Here is a 23,185-nt window from a genome sequence, read left to right on the forward strand (position 1 = left end):
TTCGACCTCGGCGCCGGGGACACTCAACCCCACAGATACGACGTATTCAAGAGTCCGTGACTTAAAAGTCATACTTATTTGATGGGTGGGCGGCCGCGTAGGCTGAGCGCATGGACGAACAGGGGCCCCAGGGCCGTGGTCAGAGGCCCAGGCCCCGAGGGCTGCACGACCGGCTCCTGGAGTCCCTCGGCCCCGCGATCACCGGGGGCGACTATCCGCCGGGAACCGTCCTGCGCACCGATGAGCTGGAGCGGAGCTACGACGTCTCGCGCACGGTCGTCCGGGAGGCGGTGCGGGTCCTGGAGTCCATGCACCTGGTGGAATCCCGCCGCCGGGTCGGGGTGACGGTGCGCCCCACCGAGGAGTGGGACGTCTTCGACCCCCAGATCATCCGCTGGCGCCTGGCCGGCCCCGACCGCCCCCGCCAGCTCCGCTCCCTCACCGCCCTCCGCTCGGCCATCGAACCCGCCGCCGCCGCGCTGGCCGCCGAGCACGCCACACCGGAGCAGTGCGCCGAGCTCACCGAGCACGCCCTCAACATGGTCGCCACCTCACGCGGCCAGCAGCTGCCCGCGTACCTGATCCACGACGTCGCCTTCCACCGCGTGGTTCTGCGCGCCTCGGGCAACGAGATGTTCGCCCGCCTGGGCGACGTGGTCGCCGAGGTCCTGACCGGCCGCACCCAGCACCGTGTCATGTTCACCGACCCCGACCCGGAGGCGGTCACCCTCCACGTCCGCGTGGCCGAAGCCGTCCGCGCGGGCGACGCGGAGGCGGCGGAGCGCTATACGCGGGAGATCACGGTGGGGGCCCTGCGGGAGCTGGACATCCTGGCGCCCTGAGGGCAGCGAGGCCCGCGCCCGGAGCGCCTCCGCGTGAACCCCGCGTCTGCCAGGCCCGGTTCACGTCAGCGGTCCAGCGAGTCCCAGAAATCGGTGAGCACCTGAGCACCACGGCCGGGATCCTGGGTCATCCACCAGTGGCCGAGCCCGCCCAGCGTCGCGGTCCCGGCGCCGGCCCGCCGCGCCGCGCGGCACCGCTGCGCGACGGTCCCGGCAAAGTGGTCCTCGGTGGCGAGCAGGGCGAGGCCCGGCCGCTGCGCCGCGCGTTCGAGGTTCCGGCCCAGCTCGGCCATCACCGGTTGGGCGGCTGATCGGTAGAGCGAGTGCGCGGCCCGCCCCATCGCCTCGTCCTGGCCCACCGCGACCCGCCTCGCGACGGGCTCGCCCATGCCGAGCTTCACGAGCATCGCGACCCGCACCGCGAGGTCCGGGCCGAACGGGACGGCCGCGTCCGGTCCCGTGCTCTGTGGCTCCTGCTGACTCAGGGCGAACTCGTGCCACACGTAGTCCGGGTCGAACAGGCCGATCACATCGCTGGCCCAACTGCGCACGAGGCCCGGGCGGGCCATCACCGCGTTGAGGGTGTGTGCGCCGCCCCAGTCGTGCCCGACCAGGTCGACGGGTTCGGCGAACCGCTCCAATGCGTCGATGAGCCAGTCCCGGTAATCACCGACGGTCGCGCCGAACCCCGTCGGCAAGGGTGCCCCGAAACCGGGCGGGGACAGGCGGATCGGGGCAGGGCGAGCGGGAGCGATGCTTTCGAGCTCGACGAGCAGCGGCTCCCAGATCTCCGGCGTCTCAGGGAAGCCGTGGACGAAAACGGTTGGCATGGCGGGAACTCCGTTCGGGGTGGTCGCGATCGAGACCCGGGCGGCGCTGAACTCGTTCCAGCGCGCGCTCGCGACCGGGGACCTGCGCGGCCTGCTCGCCCGCTACCTCGCCCGGGGGTTCCGATCTCAGCGGGGAGCGGCGAAGACGTTGCGCTCCGCGAGGTCCGAGAGGAGACGCGCGGCCGCGCGGAAGTCGGCGTCGTCGTGCAACACGACGAGGCCGTGGTGTGCGGCCGTCGCGCAGATCAGCCAGTCGACCGCGGACAGGCTTTGATGCCGCCCCCGTTGGGCCAGACGGTACTGGCCGGTCTCGATCCACTTCCAGGCGCCCTTCGGGACCGCGACGTCCGGGAACAGGTCCGCGAACATCTCCGTCATCCCGTCGTACTCATCCAGACCCCGCGCCGACTGCCGGAACTCCGTGCGCTGCGGAGCGCACGAGCCGATGGCCCCCTCGTCCAGCTCATGGCCCCATAGATCATTGAGCTTGCGGTCACGCTGGAGACGCCAGGCGGCCGTGGAGTCGGCGAGGTAGCGGATCACGGTCAGGCCGCACCCTTCTCCGTACGCTCGGAGCCGCCCTTCTCGGCCTCGTGGCGCCGCCAGAAGCCTTCCTCGTCCCATTGCTGGGCCTGCTCGAGGTGACGCAAGCGCGCCTCGGTTCGCGTCCGGCGCTCCGCGTACTCGCGGAGGGCGATGTTGACCATCTCCTTCTTGGTCTTGGCGCCGGACAGCCGCATGGCCTCCGCGAGAGCGTCGTCGTCGATGTCGATCTGAGCGGCGGACATCGGAACCTCCGAGGGATGGGCTTCGCATGCGATGCGATGCGGTGCGGTCCTGCCGCCTCGGGGGCCCAGAGCCTTACCTGGCGGGCCGCCGCGTCACGTCAGGTGCCGATCGACGAACTGCTCGAATGCCCGGGCGGCCGTGCTCGGAGTTCGGTTGTCGGGGACGGCCAGGGAGATCGGCCAGTCGAGCTCGGCGCCGGTGATGGGCAGCGTGGTGAGATCGTCATGCGGCCCGACGACGCCACGGGGCAGCAGAGCGACGCCCAGCCCGTGGCGGACGAAGTCGGCGCCCGCCGTGATGTCGGTGATCTCGATGGCAACATGACGGTGGAGCCCCGCCGCGGTGAACGCGCGATCGGTCACGGCGCGGTTGCCGTAACCGGGCGGGAAGTCGATGAATGCCTCACCGGTCAGCTCGGACATCCCCGCTTCGGTGCGGCCCGCGAGGCGGTGGCCGGCCGGAACGACGAGGTCCAACGGTGTGGACGTGAGCTCTCTCAGGTGCGCGCCGGCCGGAGGGCCGACCGGGAACGAGACGAACGCGAGGTCGAGCCTCCCCTCGGTGAGCGCGTTAAGAAGCCCGGGGGAGCCGCCGCTCGAGGCCGCCGTGGCGAGGTGCACGGAGACGGCCGGGTACTCCCGGTGAAAGCTCCCCAGCATGGCGGGCAGGTCGATCGGCCCGAGTGAACTCATCGTCCCGACGCGCAGAGCCCCCCGGACAGTGCCGCTGACCTCCTCGACGGCGGCGCGCGCAGCACGGGCGGCGTCAAGGGCCACCCGGGCTTTCGGCAGGAGCGCGTATCCGCTTTCCGTGAGCCCGACCCGCCTGGACGTGCGCCACAGCAGCTGGGTGTGCAACTCCCGCTCCAGGGAGGCGATCGTCGCCGAGACCGCGGACTGCACGAGGTGCAGCCGAGCCGCGGCGCGGGTGAAGCTCGACTCCTCCGCCACCGCGACGAAGCACTCCAGTTGCCGCAGCTCCATACCAGAACTATCGCACGTGGTGATGGCTGCGAGCGAAACCATTCGTTGGACGCGATTCATGAGCCGACGCAGGGTGGACAGCGCATCCCTGTCCGACCGGAGGTACCGACATGACCATCTTGATCACCGGCTCCCGTGGCGGCATCGGCGCCGGTCTGCTGCACCGCTTGTCCGCATCCGGCCACGACGTCCGGGCGGCCAGCCGCGCCCCGGAGCAGGCCGACCCGCCCCCCGGCGTCACGGCCGTCGCGCTCGACCTCGCCGACGCGACGACGTTCGCGCCCGCTCTGGCCGGAGTGACCGACGTATTCCTCTACGCCGAGCCCACCGGGATCGAGGAGTTTCTGGACGCGGCGATATCGGCCGGAGTGCGACGGATGGTGCTGCTCTCGTCCGACTCGGTGAACCTCCGCAACGCCGAACACAACGCGCTGGCCCGCCACCACCTGCTGGTGGAACGGGCGCTGCGCGCCGCGCCCCTCACCTCGACCGTGCTACGCCCCGGCGGGTTCGCCACCATGACCCTGGGCTGGGCGGAATCCATCCGCGCCGACCGCCCGGTCGAGCAGGCATATCCGGAAGCGTGCCTGGACGTCATCCACCCCCACGACATCATCGATGTCGCCGAGGCGTCCCTGACCAGCCACACGCTGGATGGCGAGACGATCAGCCTGGGCGGCCCGGAGGTGCTCAGCTTCCGTGACCAGGCGCGGATCCTGGGGGACCTGCTGAACCGTGAGATCGAGTTGCGCGCACCGGCTCCGGAGCAGGCGGCCGCCCACCTGAGCACCCACGTTCCCGCGCCGCTCGTCGCTGCGGTGCTGGACTATTGGGCCCAGATGTCCGACCGGCGGATCGAGGCGTCACGCTCCGCCGAGCGGATCACCGGCCGCCCCGGCCGTACGTTCCGCCAGTGGGCCACCGAGAATCTCGCTTCGTTCCGGTGAGCCCCGTACACGGCGTGCCGTCGAGCTCGGCCCATACCGTCTTGCCGATCAGCTCGGGTACGACGCCCCAGCGGTCGGCCAACTCCTCGACCAGCAACAGCCCGTGCCCGCACTCGCGTGGCGCCTCGGGCTCGGGGGCCGGGCGCACGGTCGGCAGCCGTTCGACCCGGGGATCCCGGACCTCGATACGGAGGGTGTTCCCGGTGACGCTGAGTGTCAGCCGGAAGTTCCGCCCCGGGACGCGGCCGTGCAGCGCGGCGTTGGCAGCCAGCTCGGCGATGATCAACGCCGCCGTCTCATGCGGCAGGCCCCACGAGCGGATGCGTTCCGTCCCGAGGAGTCGTGCCAGGCGGGCGCCCTTGCGGGTGGCCGAGAGCAGGACGGTGAAGGGCGAAACGGAAGTGTCGGTTCGAGTGATTTGTTGGCTCACGTCACTCAGAGTGGCCGCGCGCGAATAGGCTGAAAAGTAGCGACGCCGATACGGGCAGTGACTGTCCGGCCCTGGTCCGGGCCTGTCCGGCGGCGCCGGGTGGGAGGTGGTCCCGTATGGAGGATGAGGAGAGCGGCGCGGTCCTGAGGACGGTCGGCCGTCAGATCAAATTGTGGCGGGAAGCGGCCGGGCTGAAACAGGCCGAGTTGGGGGCGGCGATCGGTTACGGCGAGGAGCAGGTTTCGGCCGTCGAACGGGCCCGGCGCATCCCCAGCCCGGAGTTCTTGGAGAACGCGGATCGGGTTCTTGAGGCTGGCGGGAAGATCGCCGCGATGAAGAAGGATGTTGCGGAGGCCCGCTACCCGAAGAAGGTTCGGGACATCGCGAAGTTGGAGGCCGAAGCCGTCGAGCTGGGCGCCTACAACAACTCGGTGATCGATGGCCTGTTGCAGACCGATGAGTACGCGACAGCTGTGTTCCGTGAACGACGCCCCGCGTTCACGGACGAAGAGGTAGAGCAGCGGGTGGCTGCGCGCATGGCCCGCCAGGAAATCATCGACGTCACCACAGCTCGGCCAATCTTCAACTTCGTGCAGTGCGAAGCGACGTTGCGCCGCCCCATCGGGGGCAAAATGGTGATGCGACGGCAACTCGAACACCTGTTGGAGGTGAGTCAGTTGCGGAACGTGGACCTCCAGGTCCTGCCTCTGAACCGAGAGGAAAACGCCGGTCTCGGCGGTTCGTTCCGGCTGCTCAGGCTCAAAGACGCGGCGACGGTCGGCCTGAGCGAAATCCAGATCATCAGCCGAGTGATCGCCGATCCCAAAGACGCCCAGATCCTGGACATTCGGTATGGGATCATCCGGGCGCAGGCTCTCACACCACGGGAGTCACGTGCCTTCATCGAGAAAGTGCTGGGAGAGACATGACCCTCAAGCCCTCTGATTCCGCACCGCAGTGGATAAAGAGCAGCTACAGCACGGACGACGGCCCCTCGTGCGTCGAGGTCGCCTGGACGAAGAGCAGCTACAGCAGCAATGAAGGCCCCTCATGTGTTGAGGTCGCCACCACCCTCACCCGCGGCACCATCCACATCCGCGACTCCAAGAACCCCAACGGCCCCCGACTCGCCGTCACCCCAGCCTCCTGGACCGCGTTCGTCCACTACGCCAGCAACAACTAGGGGCCCCGACGGGCCGTGACGCCTGCGGCGGGCTGCTCCCCTCCCCACCCCTTCCCGAAACCAGGGGCTTCGCCCCTGGACCCCGGGGCCTGAGGCGGAGCCCCGGTCCGAGGTCTGAGGCGGGCCCCACCCCAGGGCCCGGGGCAGAGCCCCAACCCGGGGTCTGGGGCGGAGCCCCAGTTTCGGGAAGGGGCGGGGAGGGGAGAGACCCCCGCGCACCCCCTACCCGCGGCGACCCACCGGCTGATCGTTCCGCAGCCGCTCGAAGAGCCACTTCGCCCGCCCCTCGTCCCACTTCAGCGCGCTGCCCTTGGACGTGGCGATCCCACGACCAGCCACGGGGACGTTCAGCCGGTTGCCGCTGCCGCCCGCGACACGCTTCATCGCCTTGAACATGGCCATGAGCGTCCGCAGGTCCATGCCCTTGTCCACGATGAGCGTGTCCAGGCCCGCGCCCACGGTGGGGAAGACCTTCCACGGGACGAGGGCCTGGCTCGGCCGTGCGGCCTGCTGCGCGAGCGCGGACAGGAACTTCTGCTGGTTCTGGCTGCGGCCGAGGTCTCCCTTGGCCTCCTGGTGGCGCTGGCGGACGAAGGCCAGCGCCTGGTGGCCGTCCAGCGTCTGACACCCTGCCTTCAGGTCGGCGCCCGACTTCTTGTCCTTGATGGGCTTGTCGAGGCAGAGATGGACGCCGCCGACCGCGTTGACGACGTTCACGAAGCCCGCGAAGCCGATCTCCGCGTAGTGGTCGATCCGCAGGCCGGTGTTGTGCTCGATGGTCCGCACCAGCAGTTCGGGACCGCCCGCCGAGAACGCGGCGTTGAGCTTGTTCTTCGACGGCCCGGGGCGCTTACCGGTCATGGGGTAGGTGTAGGGCGGGATGGTCACCCAGGAGTCGCGCGGCAGGCTCATCAGCGTCGCGCCGTGGGCGCCGGTGTGCAGCACCATCATCGAGTCGGTGCGGCGGCCCTCGGCGGAGCCGGTGTGCAGGCTCTTCTTGTCCCGGCCGGAGAGCCCGTCGCGGCTGTCGGAGCCCACGACGAGGTAGTTGGTGCCCTTGCCCTTCGCGGGACGGTGCTCGACCTTGCCCAAGTCGACGTCGGTGTTCAGCTTGGACCAGGCCCAGCCGTAGGTGGAGGCGCCGCCCACCAGGGCCACCGCGAGCAGGACGACCACCGTGCGCCGCAACCGCCGGGGCCACCGGCGGCGGGGCGCGGGCTCACCGTAGCCCGCGTCGTACTCGTCGTCATGGCCGGACTCGTAGCCGTAGCCATTGCCATTGCCATTGCCGTTGCCGTTGCCGTTGCCGTTGCCGTTGCCCGGCCAGTCGTGGGACATCGTTCTCCCTCACCTCCTCAGTTGGATGACAGACGGCGCTCGGCGGGCTGGGCGGTCAGCCGGTCCGCGGCCGAACCGGAGCGGTGGATGCGGTGCCACCGCAACCGCGTGCCGAACAGCGCGCTGACCACGGACTGGATGATCACCAGATACATCAGTTGCCGGTAGACGAAGAGCTGCAGGGGCATCGCCCACAGCGCCGTCAGCCGCTCCTTGTCCAGTCGCAACGCGTATCCCGCGCCGAGCAGTTGCACCACGAGAAAGGCGAGCCACACCCCGATCGACTCCACGGGATTGGCGAACAGCACGCCGTACAGCGCGAAGACGTCCACGATCGGGGCGAGCAGCGGCAGCGCGACCTGGAAGACGAAGAGATAGGGCAGCGCCCGGCGGGCGAAGCGTCCGGCCTGGCCGACCTCGCGGAGGGCGCGGCGGTGCTTCCACATGGACTGGAGCGTGCCGTAGCACCAGCGGTACCGCTGGCGCCACAGCTGGCGCAGGGAGGTCGGGACCTCGGTCCAGGCGATGGCGGTCTCCTCGTAGACCATCCGCCAGCCCGCCCGCCACAGGGCCATCGTGAGGTCGGTGTCCTCGGCGAGGGTGTCCTCGCTGACTCCGCCGACGCCCATCAGCGCGTCCCGCCGGAAGGCGCCGATCGCGCCGGGCACGGTCGGCATGCACTCCAGCACCTCGAACATCCGGCGTTCGAGGTTGAACCCGAAGACGTACTCCAGGTGCTGCCACTTGCCCAGCAGCCGACGGCGATTGCCGACCTTGGTGTTGCCGCTGACCGCGCCGACGGCCGGGTGGGCGAGCGGCTGGACGAGGCGGTGGATGGCGTCCGGTTCGAAGACGGTGTCGGCGTCGACCATCACCACGATGTCGTGGTGGGCATGGACGAGGCCGGTGTTGAGGGCGGCGGCCTTGCCCGCGTTGGGTTGGCGGACCACCAGCACCCGGGGGTCGTCGATCCAGGTGGCGAGGTCGGCCGTCCGGTCCGTCGAGCCGTCGTCGATCACGATGATCTGGAGCTGCCAGTGGGTGGAGGCGAGCAGCGAACGGACGGTGGACTCGATGCCCGCCTCCTCGTTGTACGCGGGGATGAGCACCGTCACCGGCTCGTCCACCTCGCGCAGCCAGGGCGCGCCGGGCCGGACGCGCTGGAGGCGCCGCACATGGGCCCGGGCGAAGAAGACGAGCAGCCCCTGTCGGAGCAGGGCCAGGGCGCCCGCGATGCCGAGGACCCAGGTCATGGCCTGGACGAAGATGTGCCCGATGCCCTGGACCTGGATCAGCGCCTCGCCCTGCAGGCGGCCGACGGTCGACACCGGAGTGTTGACCGGGGGGCCGCCGAGCCCCTCGGACACCGTGGTGAACTTCTCGATCTTCCGGTTCCGGAGGAGCTTGTTCGCCTCGGCGTAGCCCGTGTCGTTCTGGCTGTACTGCCGGACGACGCCCCGTTCCGGCTTCCGCAGCGGCCGGTCCGCCGCGACCAGGAGATAGCCCTGATCGGCCGCGCGCCGGGCGGCCGTCCACTCACCGCCGCACATCGTGTCGGCCTGGGTGGTGAGCGGCAGCCGCAGGAGTTTGGTGTTGATGCCGGCGGTGCCCGCGAGCGCGGTCTGGGTGAGGGAGAGCTCCAGCCGGGTGCGCGGGGACGAGGCCGAGCCCAGATCGGATCCGGTGTAGGCGCCGGAACCGATCTCATGCCCCTCGGCACGGATCCGCTTGACGAGCTCGGGGTGGCGGACCGCCTGCGCGCCGGAGAGGAAGAAGGTGGCGTGCGCGTGGTGGCCGCGCAGCAGGTCCAGCAGGCGCGGGGTCCATACGGGGTCGGGTCCCCCGTCGAAGGTGAGGGCGACGGTGCGGTCCGGCATCCCGGCCGTCTCGACCGTGCTGCCGCCGCCTCCGATGCGTACGACCGGCTTCCCGGTGTCGGCGGCCTTCGGCATGGGGCTCGTGCAGGGGCGGCGCGTCGGCTGGGAGGCGACCTCATGGGTGGTCCAGCCCTCGAAGACCAGCGCGGCGGCGACGGCCGAGACGACGATGATCAGCAACAGCCAATGGCCACGCGGCTCGGGGCGGTGTGCGTGCCGGGGGCTCACCAGGGGCCGCCCCTGGACGGCTCGGCATCGGCAAGGGGCTCGGTCACCTCGGCGCCGTAGGAGTAGGTGCTGGGCCAGTGTCCGGCGGCCTGGTCGCCGCCGGCGGCACCGCCTGTGGTGCCGTTGGTGTCGCCCGTGGTGGACCGCTCGACGGTCCTGGGCGGCTCCCGGTCGGCCTGCCACAGCACCCCGGACAGGGCCGTGCCGAGAAGCAGCAGATAACCGAGGCAGGCACAGCCGACGGCCAGCGCCACGAACGCCAGAAGCTGGCGCCGCCCACCGGAGGCGTTGACGAATATCTGCCCGGTCTGTTTTCTCCGCCGCCGTCTCTTTTCGGCCACTGTCGTCACCATGTGGCGGAAGTCTAGCCAGAGCTCCGCCCACCGCCGACCGGCCGCGACCAAGCCCTCCCTACTGATAGAGGCCCACCTGACCTGGGCTTTTCTACCCAGAGAGCCGCCGGGCCCGGAGGCCCGGCGGACCCCTCGGCAGCAGGGGCCGACGCCCCTCCCGGCGCCCATGGGCGCCGAGTTGGGGCACCAGCGAAAATGAGACAAGGCTCACGACGACATCCAGCCCGACGCCGACGCCGCGCGGCCGCCGATCCTGATCACCTGGTAGCGCCGATCAGGCAGATGCCGAGCACGGCAGCCGCCGTCACGCAGCTCACTACGACAAGACGGGCCGTCCAGTTGTCCTTCTCCATGGCCAGCTGGATCGTCCGCCAGAACTCCCCGCTCATGTCGCCTCCCGGCATCGTCGGTACGAGTACGGACGATGACCAGTCGGCTCACGCCTTACGGCGCCCGGCGGCCTCAAAACGTCACACCGACGGCTGGACCGGAGGCCGGTGCTCGTACCACCGCTGATCGGCCTCCAGCTGGGCCGCCAGCGAGATCAGCACGGGCTCGCTGTTGGCCGGGCCGAGGAGCTGGGCGCCCAGCGGCAGCGTGCGCTCGGGGTCGGCGAACCCGGCGGGGACGTTCATCGCGGGCCACCCCAGCACGTTCCACGGCCAGGCGTACGGACACGCCGCGATCATGGCCCGATCGGTCTGCCACCCCGACAGCGCGGCCATGGCGCCGATCCGCAGCGGGGGCGTGGCCGTCGTCGGGGAGAGGATGACGTCGAAGCGCTGGAAGATCGCCCCGACCTGGCGCCGCAGCGGCTCCTCGTACGACCGCGCCCACCGCAGCGCGGCGCCGCCCAGCAGCCGGCCGTTGCGGGCGGCGTGGCGGGTGCGGATGTCGAGCAGCAGCGGATCGGGGACGCGGCCGGACCATTCGAAGAGCCCGGCCGTGGCACGCGGCAGAAACGAGAAGCCCACGAGCCCGTAGCGCGGCTCGGCCTCCACGACCTCATGGCCGAGGGCCGCCAGCCGCCCGGCGAGCCGGACGACCGAGGCCCGCACCAGCGGGTCCAGCCTCTTCGGGGTGCCGGTGAAGGCCGTCTTGAACGAGAGGGCGATCCGCAGCCGCCCCGGGTCGCGGCCCACCGCGGACAGCACATCCACCGGCTCCGGGCAGTGCAGATCCCCCTCGCAGTTGCCGCTGACGGCGTCCAGCAGCAGCGCCGCGTCGGCGACCGTACGGGCGAGCGGGCCGTTGCAGGTGATGCCGTTGAACGACTCGGCGTCCGGCCAGGTGGAGATCCGGCCGCGCTGGGGCTTGATGCCGATCAGGTGCGTCCAGGCGGCGGGGATGCGGACCGAGCCCGCGCCGTCGGAGCCGAGCGCGGCGGGGACCAGCCCGGCGGCGACGGCGGCCGCGGCGCCGCCGGACGAGCCGCCGGGGGTGTACTCCGGGTTCCAGGGGTTGCGGGTGTCGCCGAAGGCGGGGCCCTCGGTGAACGGCCACTGGCCCAGCTCGGGGGTGTTGGTCTTGCCGACGATCACGGCCCCGGCCGCCCTCAGCCGCCGCACCGCCTCGCCGTCCTCGACCTTGGCCGGGAAGTCGCCGCAGCAGCCGAAGGCGGTGGGCTCGCCCGCCACATCCGTATCGTCCTTGACCGCGAGCGGAACCCCGAGCAGCGGCAGCCGCTCCCCCGCCGCCAGCCGCCGGTCGGCCTCGGCGGCCTCGCGCAGGGCGGCCTCGGCGCGGATACGGCGGAAGGCGTTCAGGGTGGGCTGGGTCTCGGCGATGCGCTCGAGCGCCTGCTCGACCAGCGCATGGGAGGTCACCTCGCCTCCGGCCAGGGCGCGGATCTGCTCGCCCAGACCCTTGGGAATGACGCTGGTCACCGTGGTCCTCCTCGGGTGAGTTCGGCCACTTCCCCTTTACCCCTGGCGGCTGCTCCGCGCACCCTGGGCAACGGTGATGACCCGTTTCATCACTTTCATCACGATCATCGCTGAGCACAGAGGACACCCGCATGACCGACATCGCGGCGCGCCGTATCGGCCTCCACTCCCGCACCGGAGGCCCCTCCGACGGCGAGGATCACCTGTTGGAGCATCTGCTCGGCTGGTCGCTCGTCGTCGTCCTCGCCTTGCTCACGACCCAGCTCGGACTGTTTTAGGGGTACTCGGCCCGGGCTCGGATCGGGGCCTAGTCGACGAATCGCACCTCCGGGTAGCGGGCCGACGGCCCATCCAGCAGCCCCGCGTCATCGCGGTGGCGCAGCTCGCGGTCGAAGAACGCCGGGACGTACGCGCGCTGCACGGCCACCGCCCGCTCCGGGTCGACCGTGCCGATCGCGTCGGTCACCACCTTCTCCGGCAGGCCGAGCCGCACGGCGATCCGCGGCAGCATCGACGTGGCGTCGGTGTAGGTCGCATGGTCCGAACCGAGCAGCGTCAGATCGAGGCGCGGGCCCGAGCTGTGCTCCCACAGCGCGGCCCACGACGGCACGGTGTGGTGGTCGTTTCCGTCCTTGCCCATGGTCAGCACGGGACGGTCCAGCCCGTCCGCGGCGACCGTGGAGAGGGGGCCGGGGTCCTGGTCCCCCTCGACATAGGCCAGCACCCCGTCCAGATTCACGGCCGCCGCGATGCGCCGGTCGTCGTGCATCGCCTGAAGGGCCGCGAAGCCGCCCGCCGACTGCCCGAACGCGCCGATGGCGGACCGGTCGAGCGGCATCGGGGCGACGAGCGCATCCAGCCGGTCGAGGACGAAGCGAAGATCCGCCACCCGCACGGCACAGGTCTTCCGCAGCAGTTCGACGACCGTGCCCTCGCGCTTGGCGCGTTCGTACTCCTCCGGCAGCCTGCTGGTCTCGACCCGGCCGTCCGGGAACTCGACCGCCGACCCGTCGTAGGTGTGGTCGACGCAGATCACGACGTAGCCGCGCGAGGCCAGCTCATCGGTGAGCGTGGTGCCCAGCGAGCGGGGGTCGCCGACGCCGGGCGAGTAGAGCAGCACCGGACGCCCGGCGCCCCGGCGCGCCCGCGCGGGCGGGGCCCCCTGGTGGGCGAAGGTGCGCGTCGCCGCCCAGTCGATACGGCCCTGTGGCACGCCCCCGAAGTTGTTCAGCCGATCGAAACCGGCCGCCTCGCCGGGCAGGAGCTGCGCGGCGCGCGGATACCGCTCGACGTCCCGAGCCGGATAGCGGACGCTGACCATCAGTTCGCGCGACGGTCGGGAGGCGACCCAGGGATCGGGCCGGCCCGGATCGACGAGGCGGTGGGAGACGGTGCCCACCGGGTACGGCCCGGTGGGCGCGGGCAGCGTCAGCCGCACCCGCCGCGCGGCCGGGGCGGCGACCGCCTTCGGCTGGGCCATGCCCACGCCGAGGGTGGCGAGGGCGGTGGCGGCCAGGAGGGCCCGGCGGCGGGGGCCGGAGTCGAAAGTACGTGTGGTCATGCCGAAGAGCGTGCCGTTCCCGGCCGTACGCCACTATCGGGCCGCCCACCGTCTCCGGGGTGGGGTTGACCTCAGGCCCGTACATCACACTGCACTTCACCGTATGCCATAGTGGACCGCATGACGAACGACGCCGCAGGCTGGCTGGACTCCGCCGCCATCGACCCCGCCGTGCACGCCCTGCGCCCCGACTACCGGGCGCTGCTCATCACCGCCGAGGGGCTGCGTCCCGGGCCGAGCGACGAGCTGAGCGAGCGGCTGCTGGCCGACGCGGAGCAGGCGGCGCGGGAGCGGTTCGGGGACGGGCCGGTGGAGGAGCATCCGCATCTGGCCGCCTGGCGCGAGGCGTTCCGCGCCTTCGGGGCGAAGCCCCAGCGCACCCGACCCAGCGCGGAGGCGCTGCTGCGGCGGGCACCCGCCGGGCTGCCCCGGGTGGACCGGCTGACCGACATCTACAACGCGATCTCGGTCGCGCAGGTGATCCCCCTGGGCGGCGAGGACCTCGACCACTACGTGGGCGCGGCCCGGCTCGTGCGTGCCGAGGGCGACGAGCCCTTCGAGACGACGGCCGGGGGCGAGCCCGTGGTGGAGCACCCGTCGCCCGGCGAGGTGGTCTGGCGCGACGAGGCGGGCGTCACCTGCCGCCGCTGGAACTGGCGCCAATGCACCCGCACCCGGCTCACCCATGCCACTACCCGGGCGATGTTCGTGCTGGATGCGCTGGGGCCGATGGACGACACGGCGCTGAAGGCCGCGGGTGACCAGCTGATGGCGGCCCTGACGGACGCCGGCCCGGGGGTGACGCTCGCCTCCAGGCTGGTGGGCGCGGCGGCGTAGCGGGGCCGCTGGGGCGGCGGGGTCTTTCTCCTACCCGCCCCTTCCCGCAGCGTCGATATGCGGCTCCGCCGCATATCGACGCTGCGGGAAGGGGCAGACCTGGCGCGTCCTAGAACAGCGACTGCTGCCCCGGCGTCGGCGGCTCGTCCACTCCGAAGAGCTTCGGCGGCGTGGTCAGCAGCGGCGCGATCCGCCGCGAACCGGGGCAGGAGATCAGCTCAAGGGCGGAGCGCCGCCCCGGCGGGTCATGGCGGGCGAAGCGCCCACCGACGACCGCGATCTCACGGGTGCAGACCGGGCAGGCACGGCGGGGTGACGACGACATGGCTCCAGTGTCACCCAACCCCCTGACAACGGCCCCGGGCCGGCCCCCGACCGACTCCGGCGCCCTCAGAACGCGTCCACCGGCTTGTACGCCCCCCACACCTCCCGCAACGCATCGCACACCTCACCAAGCGTGGCCCGCGCCGCGAGCGCGTCCTTCATCGGGTACAGCACATTGGCCGTGCCCGGCTCGCTCTCGGCGGCCTTCCGCAGGGAGGAGAGCGCCGCGCCCACCGCCGACCGGTCGCGTTCGGCGTGCAAGCGGGCGAGCCGGTCGCGCTGCCGGGCCTCGATCTCCGGGTCCACCCGCAGCGGCTCGTACGGCGCCTCCTCCTCGAGCTGGAAGCGGTTGACGCCGACCACCACCCGTGTCCCCGCGTCCGTCTCCCGGGCGATCCGGTAGGCGCTGCGCTCGATCTCCTCCTTCTGGAAGTTCCGCTCGATGGCGGCCACCGCACCGCCCAGGTCCTCGACCCGCCGCATCAGATCGACAGCCGCCGCCTCGACGGCGTCGGTCAGCGACTCGACGGCGTAGGAGCCCGCGAAGGGGTCCACGGTCGCCGTCACATCGGTCTCGTACGCCAGCACCTGCTGGGTGCGCAGCGCCAGCCGGGCGGAGGTGCCGGTCGGGAGCGCGATGGCCTCGTCGAAGGCGTTGGTGTGCAGCGACTGGGTGCCGCCGAGCACGGCGGCCAGGCCCTGGACGGCGACGCGTACGAGATTCACCTCGGGCTGCTGGGCCGTGAGTTGGACGCCCGCGGTCTGGGTGTGGAAGCGCAGCATCTGGGACTTCGGATCGCGGGCGCCGAACTCCTCCCGCATCACCCGCGCCCAGATCCGGCGCGCGGCCCGGAACTTGGCGACCTCCTCCAGCAGCGTGGTGCGGGAGACGAAGAAGAAGGAGAGCCGGGGTGCGAAGTCGTCGATGTCCATCCCCGCCGCGACGGCCGTACGGACGTACTCGATGCCGTCGGCCAGGGTGAAGGCGATCTCCTGCGCGGGCGAGGCCCCGGCCTCCGCCATGTGGTAGCCGGAGATCGAGATGGTGTTCCACTTCGGCAGCTCGGCCTTGCAGTACTTGAAGATGTCCGCGACCAGCCGCAGCGAGGGGCCGGGCGGAAAGATATAGGTGCCGCGGGCGATGTACTCCTTGAGGATGTCGTTCTGGATGGTGCCGGTCAGCTGGCTCCCGGCCACGCCCTGCTCCTCGGCCACGAGTTGGTAGAGGAGCAGCAGCAGGGCCGCGGGCGCGTTGATGGTCATGGAGGTCGAGACCCGGTCCAGCGGAATGCCGCCCAGCAGCACCCGCATGTCCTCGATCGAGTCGATGGCCACGCCCACCTTGCCGACCTCACCGTGCGCGAGGGGCGCGTCGGAGTCGTAGCCCATCTGGGTCGGCAGGTCGAAGGCCACCGACAGTCCGGTGGTGCCGTGCTCGATCAGCTGCCGGTAGCGGGCGTTGGACTCGGCCGCGGTGCCGAACCCGGCGTACTGCCGCATCGTCCAGGGGCGGCCGGTGTACATCGTCGGATAGACCCCGCGGGTGAAGGGATACTCCCCCGGCTCGCCCAGCCGCCCGCCCGCATCCCAGCCGCTGAGCGCGCCGGGCCCGTACACCGGCTCGACGGGGAATCCCGACTCCGACTCGCGCGCCATGTCTCCACGCCTCCTGGTGGCTGATACCGGGCGTTCTCCCGGTACGGGGCCTTGCTCACAGCATGCGTCGATGTTCGCCTCCTGGCAGCTTCGGGAAGCATTCAGAGCAAAAAGATCAGGGAGTGGGGGGTTCAGATGCACCGGACAGCGGTGGTCGGCACGGCGCTGGCCACGGCCACGGCGGCGGCACTGGTCGCGGGGTGCCGGGCGGGGGAAGCGACCGTGGACGGCCGGGGGCAGGAGAGACCGCAGGCCAGGGCCAGTACGAGCGCACCCGCGCGGGAGACGCCCCGGCCGCATCGCACGTTCACGCACAAGGCCAAGCCCAAGCCCAAGCGGGTCGTGGCGCCCCCGCCGCGCACCACGACGCCCGTCACACCGCGGCACACCGCGCCGAGGGTGGCCCCGCCCGTGATCGCGGTCGGCACCAGCGGGGACCGGGTGCGCGAGCTCCAGGCGCGGCTGCGCGCGCTCGGCCTCTTCAACCGGAACCCGACGGGCTACTACGGCACGATCACGCAGGCGTCGGTCAGCGCGTACCAGCGGGGCCACGGCCTCTCGGTCACCGGCTCGGTGAGCCGGCGCACCTGGACCTCACTGCGCTCGGCGACCAAGACGCCCACGCACGACCAGCTCTATCCGCCGACCACTCTTCCGCTGGCGAAGCCGGATCCGCGGTGCCTGACCGGCCGGGTGCTGTGCATCAGCAAAAGCAGCCGCACCCTGGCCTGGATGGTCAACGGGCGGGTGGTGTCGGCGATGGATGTGCGCTTCGGCTCGGAGTACACCCCGACCCGGGAGGGGCTGTTCCAGGTCAACTTCAAGAGCCGCGACCATGTGTCGACGATCTATCACACCCCGATGTCGTACGCGATGTTCTTCAGCGGCGGCCAGGCGGTGCACTATTCGTCGGACTTCGCCGCCCGCGGCTACAGCGGTGCCTCGCACGGCTGTGTGAACGTGCGGGACAAGAAGAAGATCGCTGCGCTCTTCGGCAAGGTCGAGGCGGGCGACAAGGTCGTGGTCTACAAGTAGGCCCGCAACCATCAATTGCGGAACTCCGATGGCGAGTACCCGGTCCGCGAGAGCGGCGCCGACTTAGGCGCAAAGAGGGGCGGCGCGGGCAGAGCCGGGGGAACGTGCTCTGCCCGCGCCGAATGCGCGGAGCCGTCGGTACGGGGGGAACCTCGGCTCCCGCGCGGCCGATGACCAGTCGGCCCATTTCTTTCAGCGTCACCGCTGAAAAAAACGTCACACCTGGGTGCCGGAGCCTCAGTCGGCACCCGTTTCCGTAGCCGTCACCGGGTCGGTTGACGCCGTGGAGTCACTTGCGGGCGTCGGTGTCGTAGTGGCGCTCGGCGTGCCGGTGGTGCCGGTGGTGTCGCTCGGCGGTGGCGGGGGCTGGGGGACTGTGGTGTCGTCCCCGCCACCTTTTCCCGAATCGCCGCCGCCGTCCGAACCACCGCTGTCCGACCCGCCGCTGTCACCGGAGCCGGAGCCATCGGACCCGCTGTTGCCGCCGCCGTTGTCCGAACCGCTGTCCGTGCTGTCGTCGCTGCGCGGGGCGTCCGCGCCGTCGTCGGCGAGGACCTGGGTGCAGTAGCCGTGGATGGCGGATTCGCTGCCGGCCGCCTCCGTGAGCTTCTTCAGCGACTTCTTGTCGAGGTCCACGCCCGCCGACTCCGCGGTCAGGTAACGGGGGCAGATGCGGAGGGCCCATCCCGAGGTGCCGTGCTTCCCCTTCGACGAGGGGCCCTTCGACTTCCCGTCCTTGCCCGTGTCGTCGCCCTCCGGACCGGAAGTGACGGTTCCGCCCTGGGCGCCGTTCGAACCCACATCGCTGGCATCGTTGTCGCTTGAACCACTGGAGCCGGGCGCCGTCGTTCCGCCGTCCTCGGAGATCTCCGGATGGGCGGATTCCCCGCCGGGTCCGGCGTCCGACATGCTCACCGAGGGGCCAGGAGTGTGGTGGCTCGGCCCGAACGGGGTGGGCAGCACACCCGCCGCGGCCGCGACCGCGAAACCGCTCAGCGCACAGCCGGCCACCATCGCGATCATGCCCGCCCGCAGGGGGCGGCGCAGCCGCGGCTGTCTCTGTCTGAACATCCGGATCCGCTGCGGCCGCCGGGCCACCCCCGGCTCGGCGACGGCTTCCGCTTCGGCCTCGACGGCGACCCGGGCCGCCCGGAAGGCGGCCATGGCCGCTTCCTCGCCCGGAAGCGCGGACGCGTCGGAGGGGGCCGCCGGGCGGCCCGCCCCGGCGACGGCGCTGAGTACGGCCGCCAACCGCTCCGCTTCGGCATATGACTCGTCGCCCCGGCCGTCGGGAGCCCCGGGCTGCCCCTCGACCGGTTCGCCGCGAAGCAACCGCTCCGCGGCACTGTCATCCAGCCAGCTGTAGCGGTGGTCTTCGGCCATCACATGTCCTTCTGCGTTGGCGCGCGTGAATCCGTCACACCAGCAGACTTCGCCGCACCCGGCTTGGTTGCTCCGCCGCCGTGTGACTCACGTTGCCCCGGGATCCCCTCGAGCACCGCCGGATCGTCGCCCGCCGCCGGGCCGATCAAGTCCGCGAGCCGCCGCAGACCCCGGTGGGCGGCCGTACGCACCGCCCCGGCCGCTTGCCCAGCACCGCGGCCGCGCTCTTGGCGTCGAGGCCGAGGACCACCCGGAGCACCACCGCCTCGGCCTGGTCCTGCGGCAGCTGGGCGATCAGCCCGAGCGCCCGGCCGGTGCCGAGGGCCTCCATCGCCTCACCGGCGGTGTCCGCGTCGGAGGCGCGGAACTCCAGCTCCGACTCATCGCCGCCGATGGCCGGGCGGCGGCCGCGCATCCGTATGTGGTCCAGTGCGCGATTGCGGGCTATTCGGGCCGCCCAGCCCCGGAAACGGTCGGCATCTCCGCTGAAGCGTTGCAGGTCGCGGGCGATCTGCAGCCATGCTTCGGAGGTGATGTCCTCCGCGTCTCCGTCACCGACCAGCGTGCGCACATAGCCGAGGAGGCGAGGGTGCACGGACCGGTAGACGGTCCGGAAGGCGGTCTCGTCCCCTTCCTGCGCCGCGAGTACCGCGGCGGTCAGTTCCGCGTCGTCCGCCTGCACGCTCTCTTCCTGCCCCACTCGGAGAATCCGTGGTCCAGTCGATTCCGGCGTAGCCGCGGGCTAGCCCTGCCCGTAGGGCGGGTACTGCTGACCGGGCTGGCCGGATGGCGGGGTCGGTGGCATCTGCGGGGCACCGTACGAGCCGGGCCCGGGGGCCGGGGCACCGTACGGGGCCGGTCCGGGCGCCGGGGCGCCGTACGGGTTCGGCGCCGGCATGCCGTACGGCGCCGGTCCGCCCATCTGCGGGGGCAGCGAGGCGCGCTGCTCCTGCATCGCGGTGATCTGCCGGACCAGCAGCAGCGCGAGGACCGCCGCGGCCATGAAGATCACGATCGCGAACATGTCGAAGGCCAGGATGGAGTGCAGGCTCTCGATGTCGCTCTTGGCCTCGGAGGGGGAGGGGGCGTAGTCGTCGCCCTCCACCTTGCCCCGCAGCAGGTTGTAGCGGATGCCGCCGATGGCGTTGGTGATCAGCGCGACGATCCAGGTGACCCACCAGCCGTTGAGCAGACCGCGGCTGACGGCGTGCGGCCCCTGCGGGGAGCTGGCGCGCCAGATGTCGTTGGCGATCTGCTTGGGGAACCAGAAGTTGACGACGGGGGTGAACCATGAACCGGCCGCCCAGCCGCTGCTGAAGCGGTGCTGGCCGGGCGCGAAGACCTCGGCGTTCAGCCGCAGCCGCCGGAACCAGATCGCCCAGACCACGGCGATCGCGACGGTGAGCAGCGAGTAGATGACCTGTGCGGTGGTGAACAGGTCGTCGGCGTCGTTGAGGTCCTCCTCGGTGATGGAGACGGACTTGCCCTCGACCGCGTCCAGCATGTCCCCGATCACGCTGTACTGGCCGGAACGCCCCACGAAGAGGAAGATGAGCGCCGGCAGCGCCACGCCGAACAGCGCGACGAGCGTGGTGGAGAGCCCGCGCCGCAGATCGACCCCGCCGGTCGGCATGCCCATGGGCGGGGCAGCCGGGTAGCCGCCGGGTGTCGGCGGCATCTGCGGCGGGACGGACGGCTGCTGCGGCGGCGCGGAGGGCTGCTGGAGCTGCTGCTGGTACGTCCCGCATGCGGCACAGCGCCCGTCGGGGCCGACGGCGACAGCGCGGCAGTTCCCACACGGATACATGGTCTTTTGAGTCCCCCTGGGAACGTGACCCGCTGCGGGCCACGCGAGAAAATAAAGCCTCCGACCGCGCCCAGAGCGCGGACCTGCACGTTACGGGCATCCGACCGGTCAAGTCCAGAGCGGAACGGACCCTGGACGCGGGGTGAAGTCCCCGGTTTCGTGCAAGGGGAGGTGTGACGCAATCGAGGCGTGCGACGCTGTAAGGGGTGCGAGCCTTTGACGGCTCTCCCTGATCGACGGTCGGGGCCTCTCCTGTGGGGGGTGGCGGCCCCGACCGTCCTTCCTTTCCCTTTCTCTCTCTTCTCTCCCGCTCTCTCCCGCCCGGGTCCCGCGCTCAGACCCCGAGCCGCTCGGCGAGCCGGGTGAAGTCGGACCAGCTCAGCGGCGGCTTCCCGGGATCCCACACCCTTTGGGCCAGCGCCGCGAGCGGCAGCCGGATGCCCTGGGCCACCTGTGCGGGCGTCTGGGCCTCGGGCCGGTCGCCCCAGATGGCGAAGCGGGCACCGAGGATCCGGTTCGGTCCGGTCAGGGACTTGTCGGCGACGGGCGTGGAACTGCGCAGGACCGCGGGGGACCAACTCTCGTAAATGCGTTCGCCGGTCGGGTAGGTGAAGCCGCCGGGCTCGCCGAGGACGTAGTAGAGGTACGAGTCGTTGAGGTTGACCACCTTGCGGCCCTCCTTCAGGTACTCCAGCGGCTGCCGTGCCGTCTCCTTCAGCCGTCCGGTCCAGTACTCGACCTCGATGTTCTTGTCGGGCTTGACGACGCCGCCGGCGAAGAAGCCGTCGTTCCACGCCTTGGGCTGCTTGCCCAGCTGCCGGGCGAGCCGGGCCCGGTCGTTCAGCCAGCCGGTGACCAGGTCCTGCACCCGGGCGTTGGGGCCGTACTTCGCCTTCGCGGCGGCCACCAGCTTCGGGAACGACGCCTGGGGGTCCTCGACGGTCAGCGCGAGGTACTCATCGGCGCCCAGATGCCACCAGCGGCCGGGGAAGAGCGGGGCGTACTCGCGCATCAGCTGATCGACGATGCGGGCCGCGGCCGGCTGGGAGATGTCCACCGACCCCTGGAACGTGGTGCCGCCCGCGTTGCGCAGTTGGAGCTGCGGATGGGCCCTGATGACGGCGCCGAGGTGGCCCGGCGAGTCGATCTCGGGGATGACGGTGATGTGCAGCCGCTGTCCGAGCGCGACGATCTCCCGGACCTGGGCCTTGGTGAGGTGCTGGGCCGAGACGATCTCGGGGTGGCTGGTGCTCTGGATGCGGAAGCCCTGATCGTCCGAGAAGTGCAGGGCGAGCTGGTTGAGCTTGAGGTCGGCCATCTCGCGCATCCGGGCCTCGATCCACCGGGCCGAGAAGAACTTGCGCGCGATGTCCAGGTTGAGGCCGCGCTGGGCGCGGCCGGGCCGGTCGTGGATCACGCCTTCGGGGAGGCGGCCGCCGGAGCGCAGGGCCTGTTTCACGGTGCGGGTGCCGTAGAAGACGCCCGCGTCGGCCGGGCCGGTGATCCGGGCGCGGCCGCCGCCGACCGTCAGGGTGTACGCCTCGCGACCACCGCTCTGCCCCGGTTTGAGGGCGAGGGAGAGATCACCGGTGCGGGGGGTGCCGGAGGCGGTGCGCAGCCCCAGCTCCGTGGCGATCATGTGGGCCTCGTCGGCGAGCGGGCCGTCGAGGTCGGCCACCACCCGGCTGCCGCTGCCGGGCCGCCAGCCAGGGCCCGTGGTCGGGGTGAACTCGCGGACGGAGGGGATGGTGCGGGGCGGGGCGGAGGCCGCCGTGCCGTGCGGCGGGGTGGTCGAGGGGGACCGCGCCGAGGTGGCGGTCGTGGCGTGCGCGGAGTGCGCCGGCGAGGAGCGGGTGCCGGCCTGGCCCTGGCCGCCGTCCGTCTGCTGGCAGCCGAGGGCCGCCAGGACGAGGGTGGCGACGGCACCCGCGATGAGCCCGCGGACGCAGGACGCCTTGGTGGCTCTGAGCGGCAATCCCATGGCGGTGTACCTCCTTAGGCCCTCCCCGCTTCGGGCATTCGGCCGTCTTGTGACCGAAAAACACCCTGCGCCCCGAATGCCGTCCACCGCATGCAGTAAAACCTCCCCGTTCGGGTGATATCGCGTTCCCCCCGGGCCCCCCGTCCCCGCCCCTCGTTAACGTGAACTGCTCACGCGCCCAGCCCATGTCTCCCACGCCTGACCCGGGTGTCCGCCGCTCCCGGGCGCGGCGCCCGTTCCCCGCGTGTCTCATGCGTGTCCGAGGAGTCCACGCTGTCCAGGTCCCGCGCCGCCGCCTCCCGCCTCGACCGGCTCAACACCGCCACCGCCGACGCGGCCGAGGCCGCGCTGCTCGCCTGTTGCGGCAGCCGTCGCTGGGCCCGGCTGATCGTGACCCACCGCCCGTACCCCGATCTGGAGGCGCTGCTGGCCGCCGGGGACGAGGCCAGCTACGACCTCACCCCGGCCGATCTGGACGAGGCGCTCGCGGACGAGTCGGTCGTCGGTCATGAGCTGCCGCCCGCGGAGAGCCTGGGGTCGCCGGCCGCCCACACCGCGCTCCAGGCCGCCCACGATGCGTACGAGCGTCGATTCGGTCACGTTTTCGTCATCTGTCTGGATGGTCTGCGGCCCGAGGAGCGGCTCGACCGGCTGCTGACCGGGATCCGGGACCGGCTGGGCAACGAGCGGGAGCGGGAGCGCGACAACACCGCGGAGGAGCTGCGGCGCATCGCCCGCGGCAGGCTCGTCCGGCTGGCCGCGAACACCTCCCCTTTGCCGGATCTATCCGGGTTCCGTATCGCATGATCGCCCGTTCGTGCTTGATAGATCACACCTGAGCCCCCCGGACGAACCTGCCGACAGCACGTCGGTACGATGTCCAGGGCCGGTGGACCGTACCCGGCCGGGCCCGAC

General features: G+C 71.4%; 24 protein-coding genes and 1 pseudogene. 8 read left to right on the forward strand and 17 right to left on the reverse strand.

What is annotated here, in order from left to right:
* Window positions 1-110: 110 nt before the first annotated feature.
* Window positions 111-842 carry a FadR/GntR family transcriptional regulator gene (locus BLV72_RS13620; protein ID WP_093462510.1) on the forward strand — a complete coding sequence of 244 codons (732 nt, stop codon included), beginning with the start codon at window positions 111-113 and terminating at the stop codon, window positions 840-842.
* Window positions 843-907: 65 nt separating this feature from the next.
* On the opposite strand, the gene BLV72_RS13625 is transcribed toward BLV72_RS13620, so the two are convergent.
* The 4 genes from BLV72_RS13625 to BLV72_RS13640 all read right to left on the reverse strand — a co-directional run bounded on the left by BLV72_RS13625 (window position 908) and on the right by BLV72_RS13640 (window position 3,444).
* Window positions 908-1,672, reverse strand: a complete 765-nt coding sequence (locus BLV72_RS13625; RefSeq protein WP_093462512.1) for an alpha/beta hydrolase — start codon at window positions 1,670-1,672, stop codon at window positions 908-910.
* Window positions 1,673-1,798: 126 nt separating this feature from the next.
* A complete protein-coding gene (locus BLV72_RS13630) occupies window positions 1,799-2,215 on the reverse strand; it encodes a PIN domain-containing protein (RefSeq protein WP_093462513.1) in 417 nt (138 codons plus the stop codon).
* A gap of 2 nt (window positions 2,216-2,217) precedes the next feature.
* Window positions 2,218-2,460 (reverse strand): type II toxin-antitoxin system VapB family antitoxin, encoded by a 243-nt coding sequence (locus tag BLV72_RS13635; RefSeq protein WP_093462515.1) that lies wholly within the window; start codon window positions 2,458-2,460, stop codon window positions 2,218-2,220.
* 93 nt (window positions 2,461-2,553) lie between these two features.
* On the reverse strand, window positions 2,554-3,444 hold the full coding sequence (locus BLV72_RS13640; protein ID WP_167746352.1) for a LysR family transcriptional regulator: 891 nt from the start codon (window positions 3,442-3,444) through the stop codon (window positions 2,554-2,556).
* Window positions 3,445-3,554: 110 nt separating this feature from the next.
* Between BLV72_RS13640 and BLV72_RS13645 the strand changes: the two genes are divergently transcribed.
* Window positions 3,555-4,391 (forward strand): NAD(P)H-binding protein, encoded by an 837-nt coding sequence (locus BLV72_RS13645; RefSeq protein WP_093462518.1) that lies wholly within the window; start codon window positions 3,555-3,557, stop codon window positions 4,389-4,391.
* Here BLV72_RS13645 and BLV72_RS13650 read toward each other — a convergent pair.
* Entirely contained in the window at window positions 4,327-4,821 is a 495-nt protein-coding gene (locus BLV72_RS13650) for an ATP-binding protein (RefSeq protein WP_093462519.1), read from the reverse strand. The two genes, BLV72_RS13645 and BLV72_RS13650, sit on opposite strands and share 65 nt — an antisense overlap.
* A gap of 116 nt (window positions 4,822-4,937) precedes the next feature.
* On the opposite strand from BLV72_RS13650, the gene BLV72_RS13655 reads away from it, so the two are divergent.
* Window positions 4,938-5,750, forward strand: coding sequence for a helix-turn-helix domain-containing protein (locus BLV72_RS13655; protein WP_093462521.1), 813 nt, complete (start codon window positions 4,938-4,940; stop codon window positions 5,748-5,750).
* Entirely contained in the window at window positions 5,747-6,004 is a 258-nt protein-coding gene (locus BLV72_RS13660) for a DUF397 domain-containing protein (RefSeq protein WP_093462522.1), read from the forward strand. Before BLV72_RS13655 ends, BLV72_RS13660 begins: the two co-directional genes overlap by 4 nt.
* A gap of 222 nt (window positions 6,005-6,226) precedes the next feature.
* Here BLV72_RS13660 and BLV72_RS13665 read toward each other — a convergent pair whose 3' ends face one another.
* From BLV72_RS13665 to BLV72_RS13680, 5 genes are all read right to left on the reverse strand, one after another.
* Window positions 6,227-7,342 carry an LCP family protein gene (locus BLV72_RS13665; RefSeq protein ID WP_244320750.1) on the reverse strand — a complete coding sequence of 372 codons (1,116 nt, stop codon included), beginning with the start codon at window positions 7,340-7,342 and terminating at the stop codon, window positions 6,227-6,229.
* A gap of 17 nt (window positions 7,343-7,359) precedes the next feature.
* Window positions 7,360-9,447, reverse strand: a complete 2,088-nt coding sequence (locus BLV72_RS13670) for a bifunctional polysaccharide deacetylase/glycosyltransferase family 2 protein (RefSeq protein WP_093462524.1) — start codon at window positions 9,445-9,447, stop codon at window positions 7,360-7,362.
* Window positions 9,444-9,800: a hypothetical protein gene (locus BLV72_RS13675; protein WP_143059773.1), complete on the reverse strand. Its 357-nt coding sequence runs from the start codon at window positions 9,798-9,800 to the stop codon at window positions 9,444-9,446. The genes BLV72_RS13670 and BLV72_RS13675 overlap by 4 nt, the downstream gene beginning before the upstream one ends.
* A gap of 257 nt (window positions 9,801-10,057) precedes the next feature.
* A complete protein-coding gene (locus tag BLV72_RS51045; protein ID WP_280143010.1) occupies window positions 10,058-10,189 on the reverse strand; it encodes a hypothetical protein in 132 nt (43 codons plus the stop codon).
* Window positions 10,190-10,270: 81 nt separating this feature from the next.
* Window positions 10,271-11,686: an amidase gene (locus BLV72_RS13680; protein ID WP_093462527.1), complete on the reverse strand. Its 1,416-nt coding sequence runs from the start codon at window positions 11,684-11,686 to the stop codon at window positions 10,271-10,273.
* Window positions 11,687-11,817: 131 nt separating this feature from the next.
* Here BLV72_RS13680 and BLV72_RS46580 point away from each other — a divergent pair, with 131 nt between their 5' ends.
* Window positions 11,818-11,964 carry an SCO1431 family membrane protein gene (locus BLV72_RS46580; protein ID WP_107119206.1) on the forward strand — a complete coding sequence of 49 codons (147 nt, stop codon included), beginning with the start codon at window positions 11,818-11,820 and terminating at the stop codon, window positions 11,962-11,964.
* 29 nt (window positions 11,965-11,993) lie between these two features.
* Here the strand turns inward: BLV72_RS46580 and BLV72_RS13685 are convergent, their stop codons facing one another.
* Entirely contained in the window at window positions 11,994-13,247 is a 1,254-nt protein-coding gene (locus BLV72_RS13685) for an alpha/beta hydrolase family protein (protein WP_093462528.1), read from the reverse strand.
* A gap of 120 nt (window positions 13,248-13,367) precedes the next feature.
* Between BLV72_RS13685 and BLV72_RS13690 the strand changes: the two genes are divergently transcribed.
* Window positions 13,368-14,084: a B3/B4 domain-containing protein gene (locus BLV72_RS13690; RefSeq protein ID WP_093462530.1), complete on the forward strand. Its 717-nt coding sequence runs from the start codon at window positions 13,368-13,370 to the stop codon at window positions 14,082-14,084.
* Between the two features lie 109 nt (window positions 14,085-14,193).
* Here BLV72_RS13690 and BLV72_RS13695 read toward each other — a convergent pair whose 3' ends face one another.
* The gene (locus BLV72_RS13695) at window positions 14,194-14,409 is read right to left on the reverse strand and encodes a hypothetical protein (RefSeq protein WP_093462531.1); all 216 of its coding nucleotides are present in this window, start codon (window positions 14,407-14,409) and stop codon (window positions 14,194-14,196) included.
* A 65-nt stretch (window positions 14,410-14,474) separates the two neighbouring features.
* On the reverse strand, window positions 14,475-16,064 hold the full coding sequence (locus tag BLV72_RS13700; protein WP_093462533.1) for an acyl-CoA mutase large subunit family protein: 1,590 nt from the start codon (window positions 16,062-16,064) through the stop codon (window positions 14,475-14,477).
* A 135-nt stretch (window positions 16,065-16,199) separates the two neighbouring features.
* On the opposite strand from BLV72_RS13700, the gene BLV72_RS13705 reads away from it, so the two are divergent.
* Complete coding sequence (locus BLV72_RS13705; protein WP_093462534.1) at window positions 16,200-17,099, forward strand: L,D-transpeptidase family protein; 900 nt, start codon at window positions 16,200-16,202, stop codon at window positions 17,097-17,099.
* 237 nt (window positions 17,100-17,336) lie between these two features.
* Here the strand turns inward: BLV72_RS13705 and BLV72_RS13710 are convergent, their stop codons facing one another.
* The 4 genes and pseudogenes from BLV72_RS13710 to BLV72_RS13725 form a co-directional block, all read right to left on the reverse strand.
* Entirely contained in the window at window positions 17,337-18,482 is a 1,146-nt protein-coding gene (locus BLV72_RS13710; RefSeq protein ID WP_093462536.1) for a hypothetical protein, read from the reverse strand.
* A pseudogene (locus BLV72_RS13715) lies at window positions 18,482-19,164 on the reverse strand (RNA polymerase sigma factor). The gene BLV72_RS13710 and the pseudogene BLV72_RS13715 overlap by 1 nt, the downstream one beginning before the upstream one ends.
* 60 nt (window positions 19,165-19,224) lie before the next feature.
* Window positions 19,225-20,289 (reverse strand): DUF4328 domain-containing protein, encoded by a 1,065-nt coding sequence (locus BLV72_RS13720; protein WP_093462537.1) that lies wholly within the window; start codon window positions 20,287-20,289, stop codon window positions 19,225-19,227.
* Between the two features lie 334 nt (window positions 20,290-20,623).
* Window positions 20,624-22,270, reverse strand: a complete 1,647-nt coding sequence (locus BLV72_RS13725; RefSeq protein ID WP_093462539.1) for a beta-N-acetylhexosaminidase — start codon at window positions 22,268-22,270, stop codon at window positions 20,624-20,626.
* A 255-nt stretch (window positions 22,271-22,525) separates the two neighbouring features.
* Here BLV72_RS13725 and BLV72_RS13730 point away from each other — a divergent pair, with 255 nt between their 5' ends.
* Window positions 22,526-23,077 (forward strand): 2-oxo-4-hydroxy-4-carboxy-5-ureidoimidazoline decarboxylase, encoded by a 552-nt coding sequence (locus BLV72_RS13730; protein ID WP_093462540.1) that lies wholly within the window; start codon window positions 22,526-22,528, stop codon window positions 23,075-23,077.
* The last annotated feature ends 108 nt before the right edge of the window (window positions 23,078-23,185 follow it).

The organism is Streptomyces melanosporofaciens, from assembly GCF_900105695.1.
Lineage (GTDB): Bacteria > Actinomycetota > Actinomycetes > Streptomycetales > Streptomycetaceae > Streptomyces > Streptomyces antimycoticus.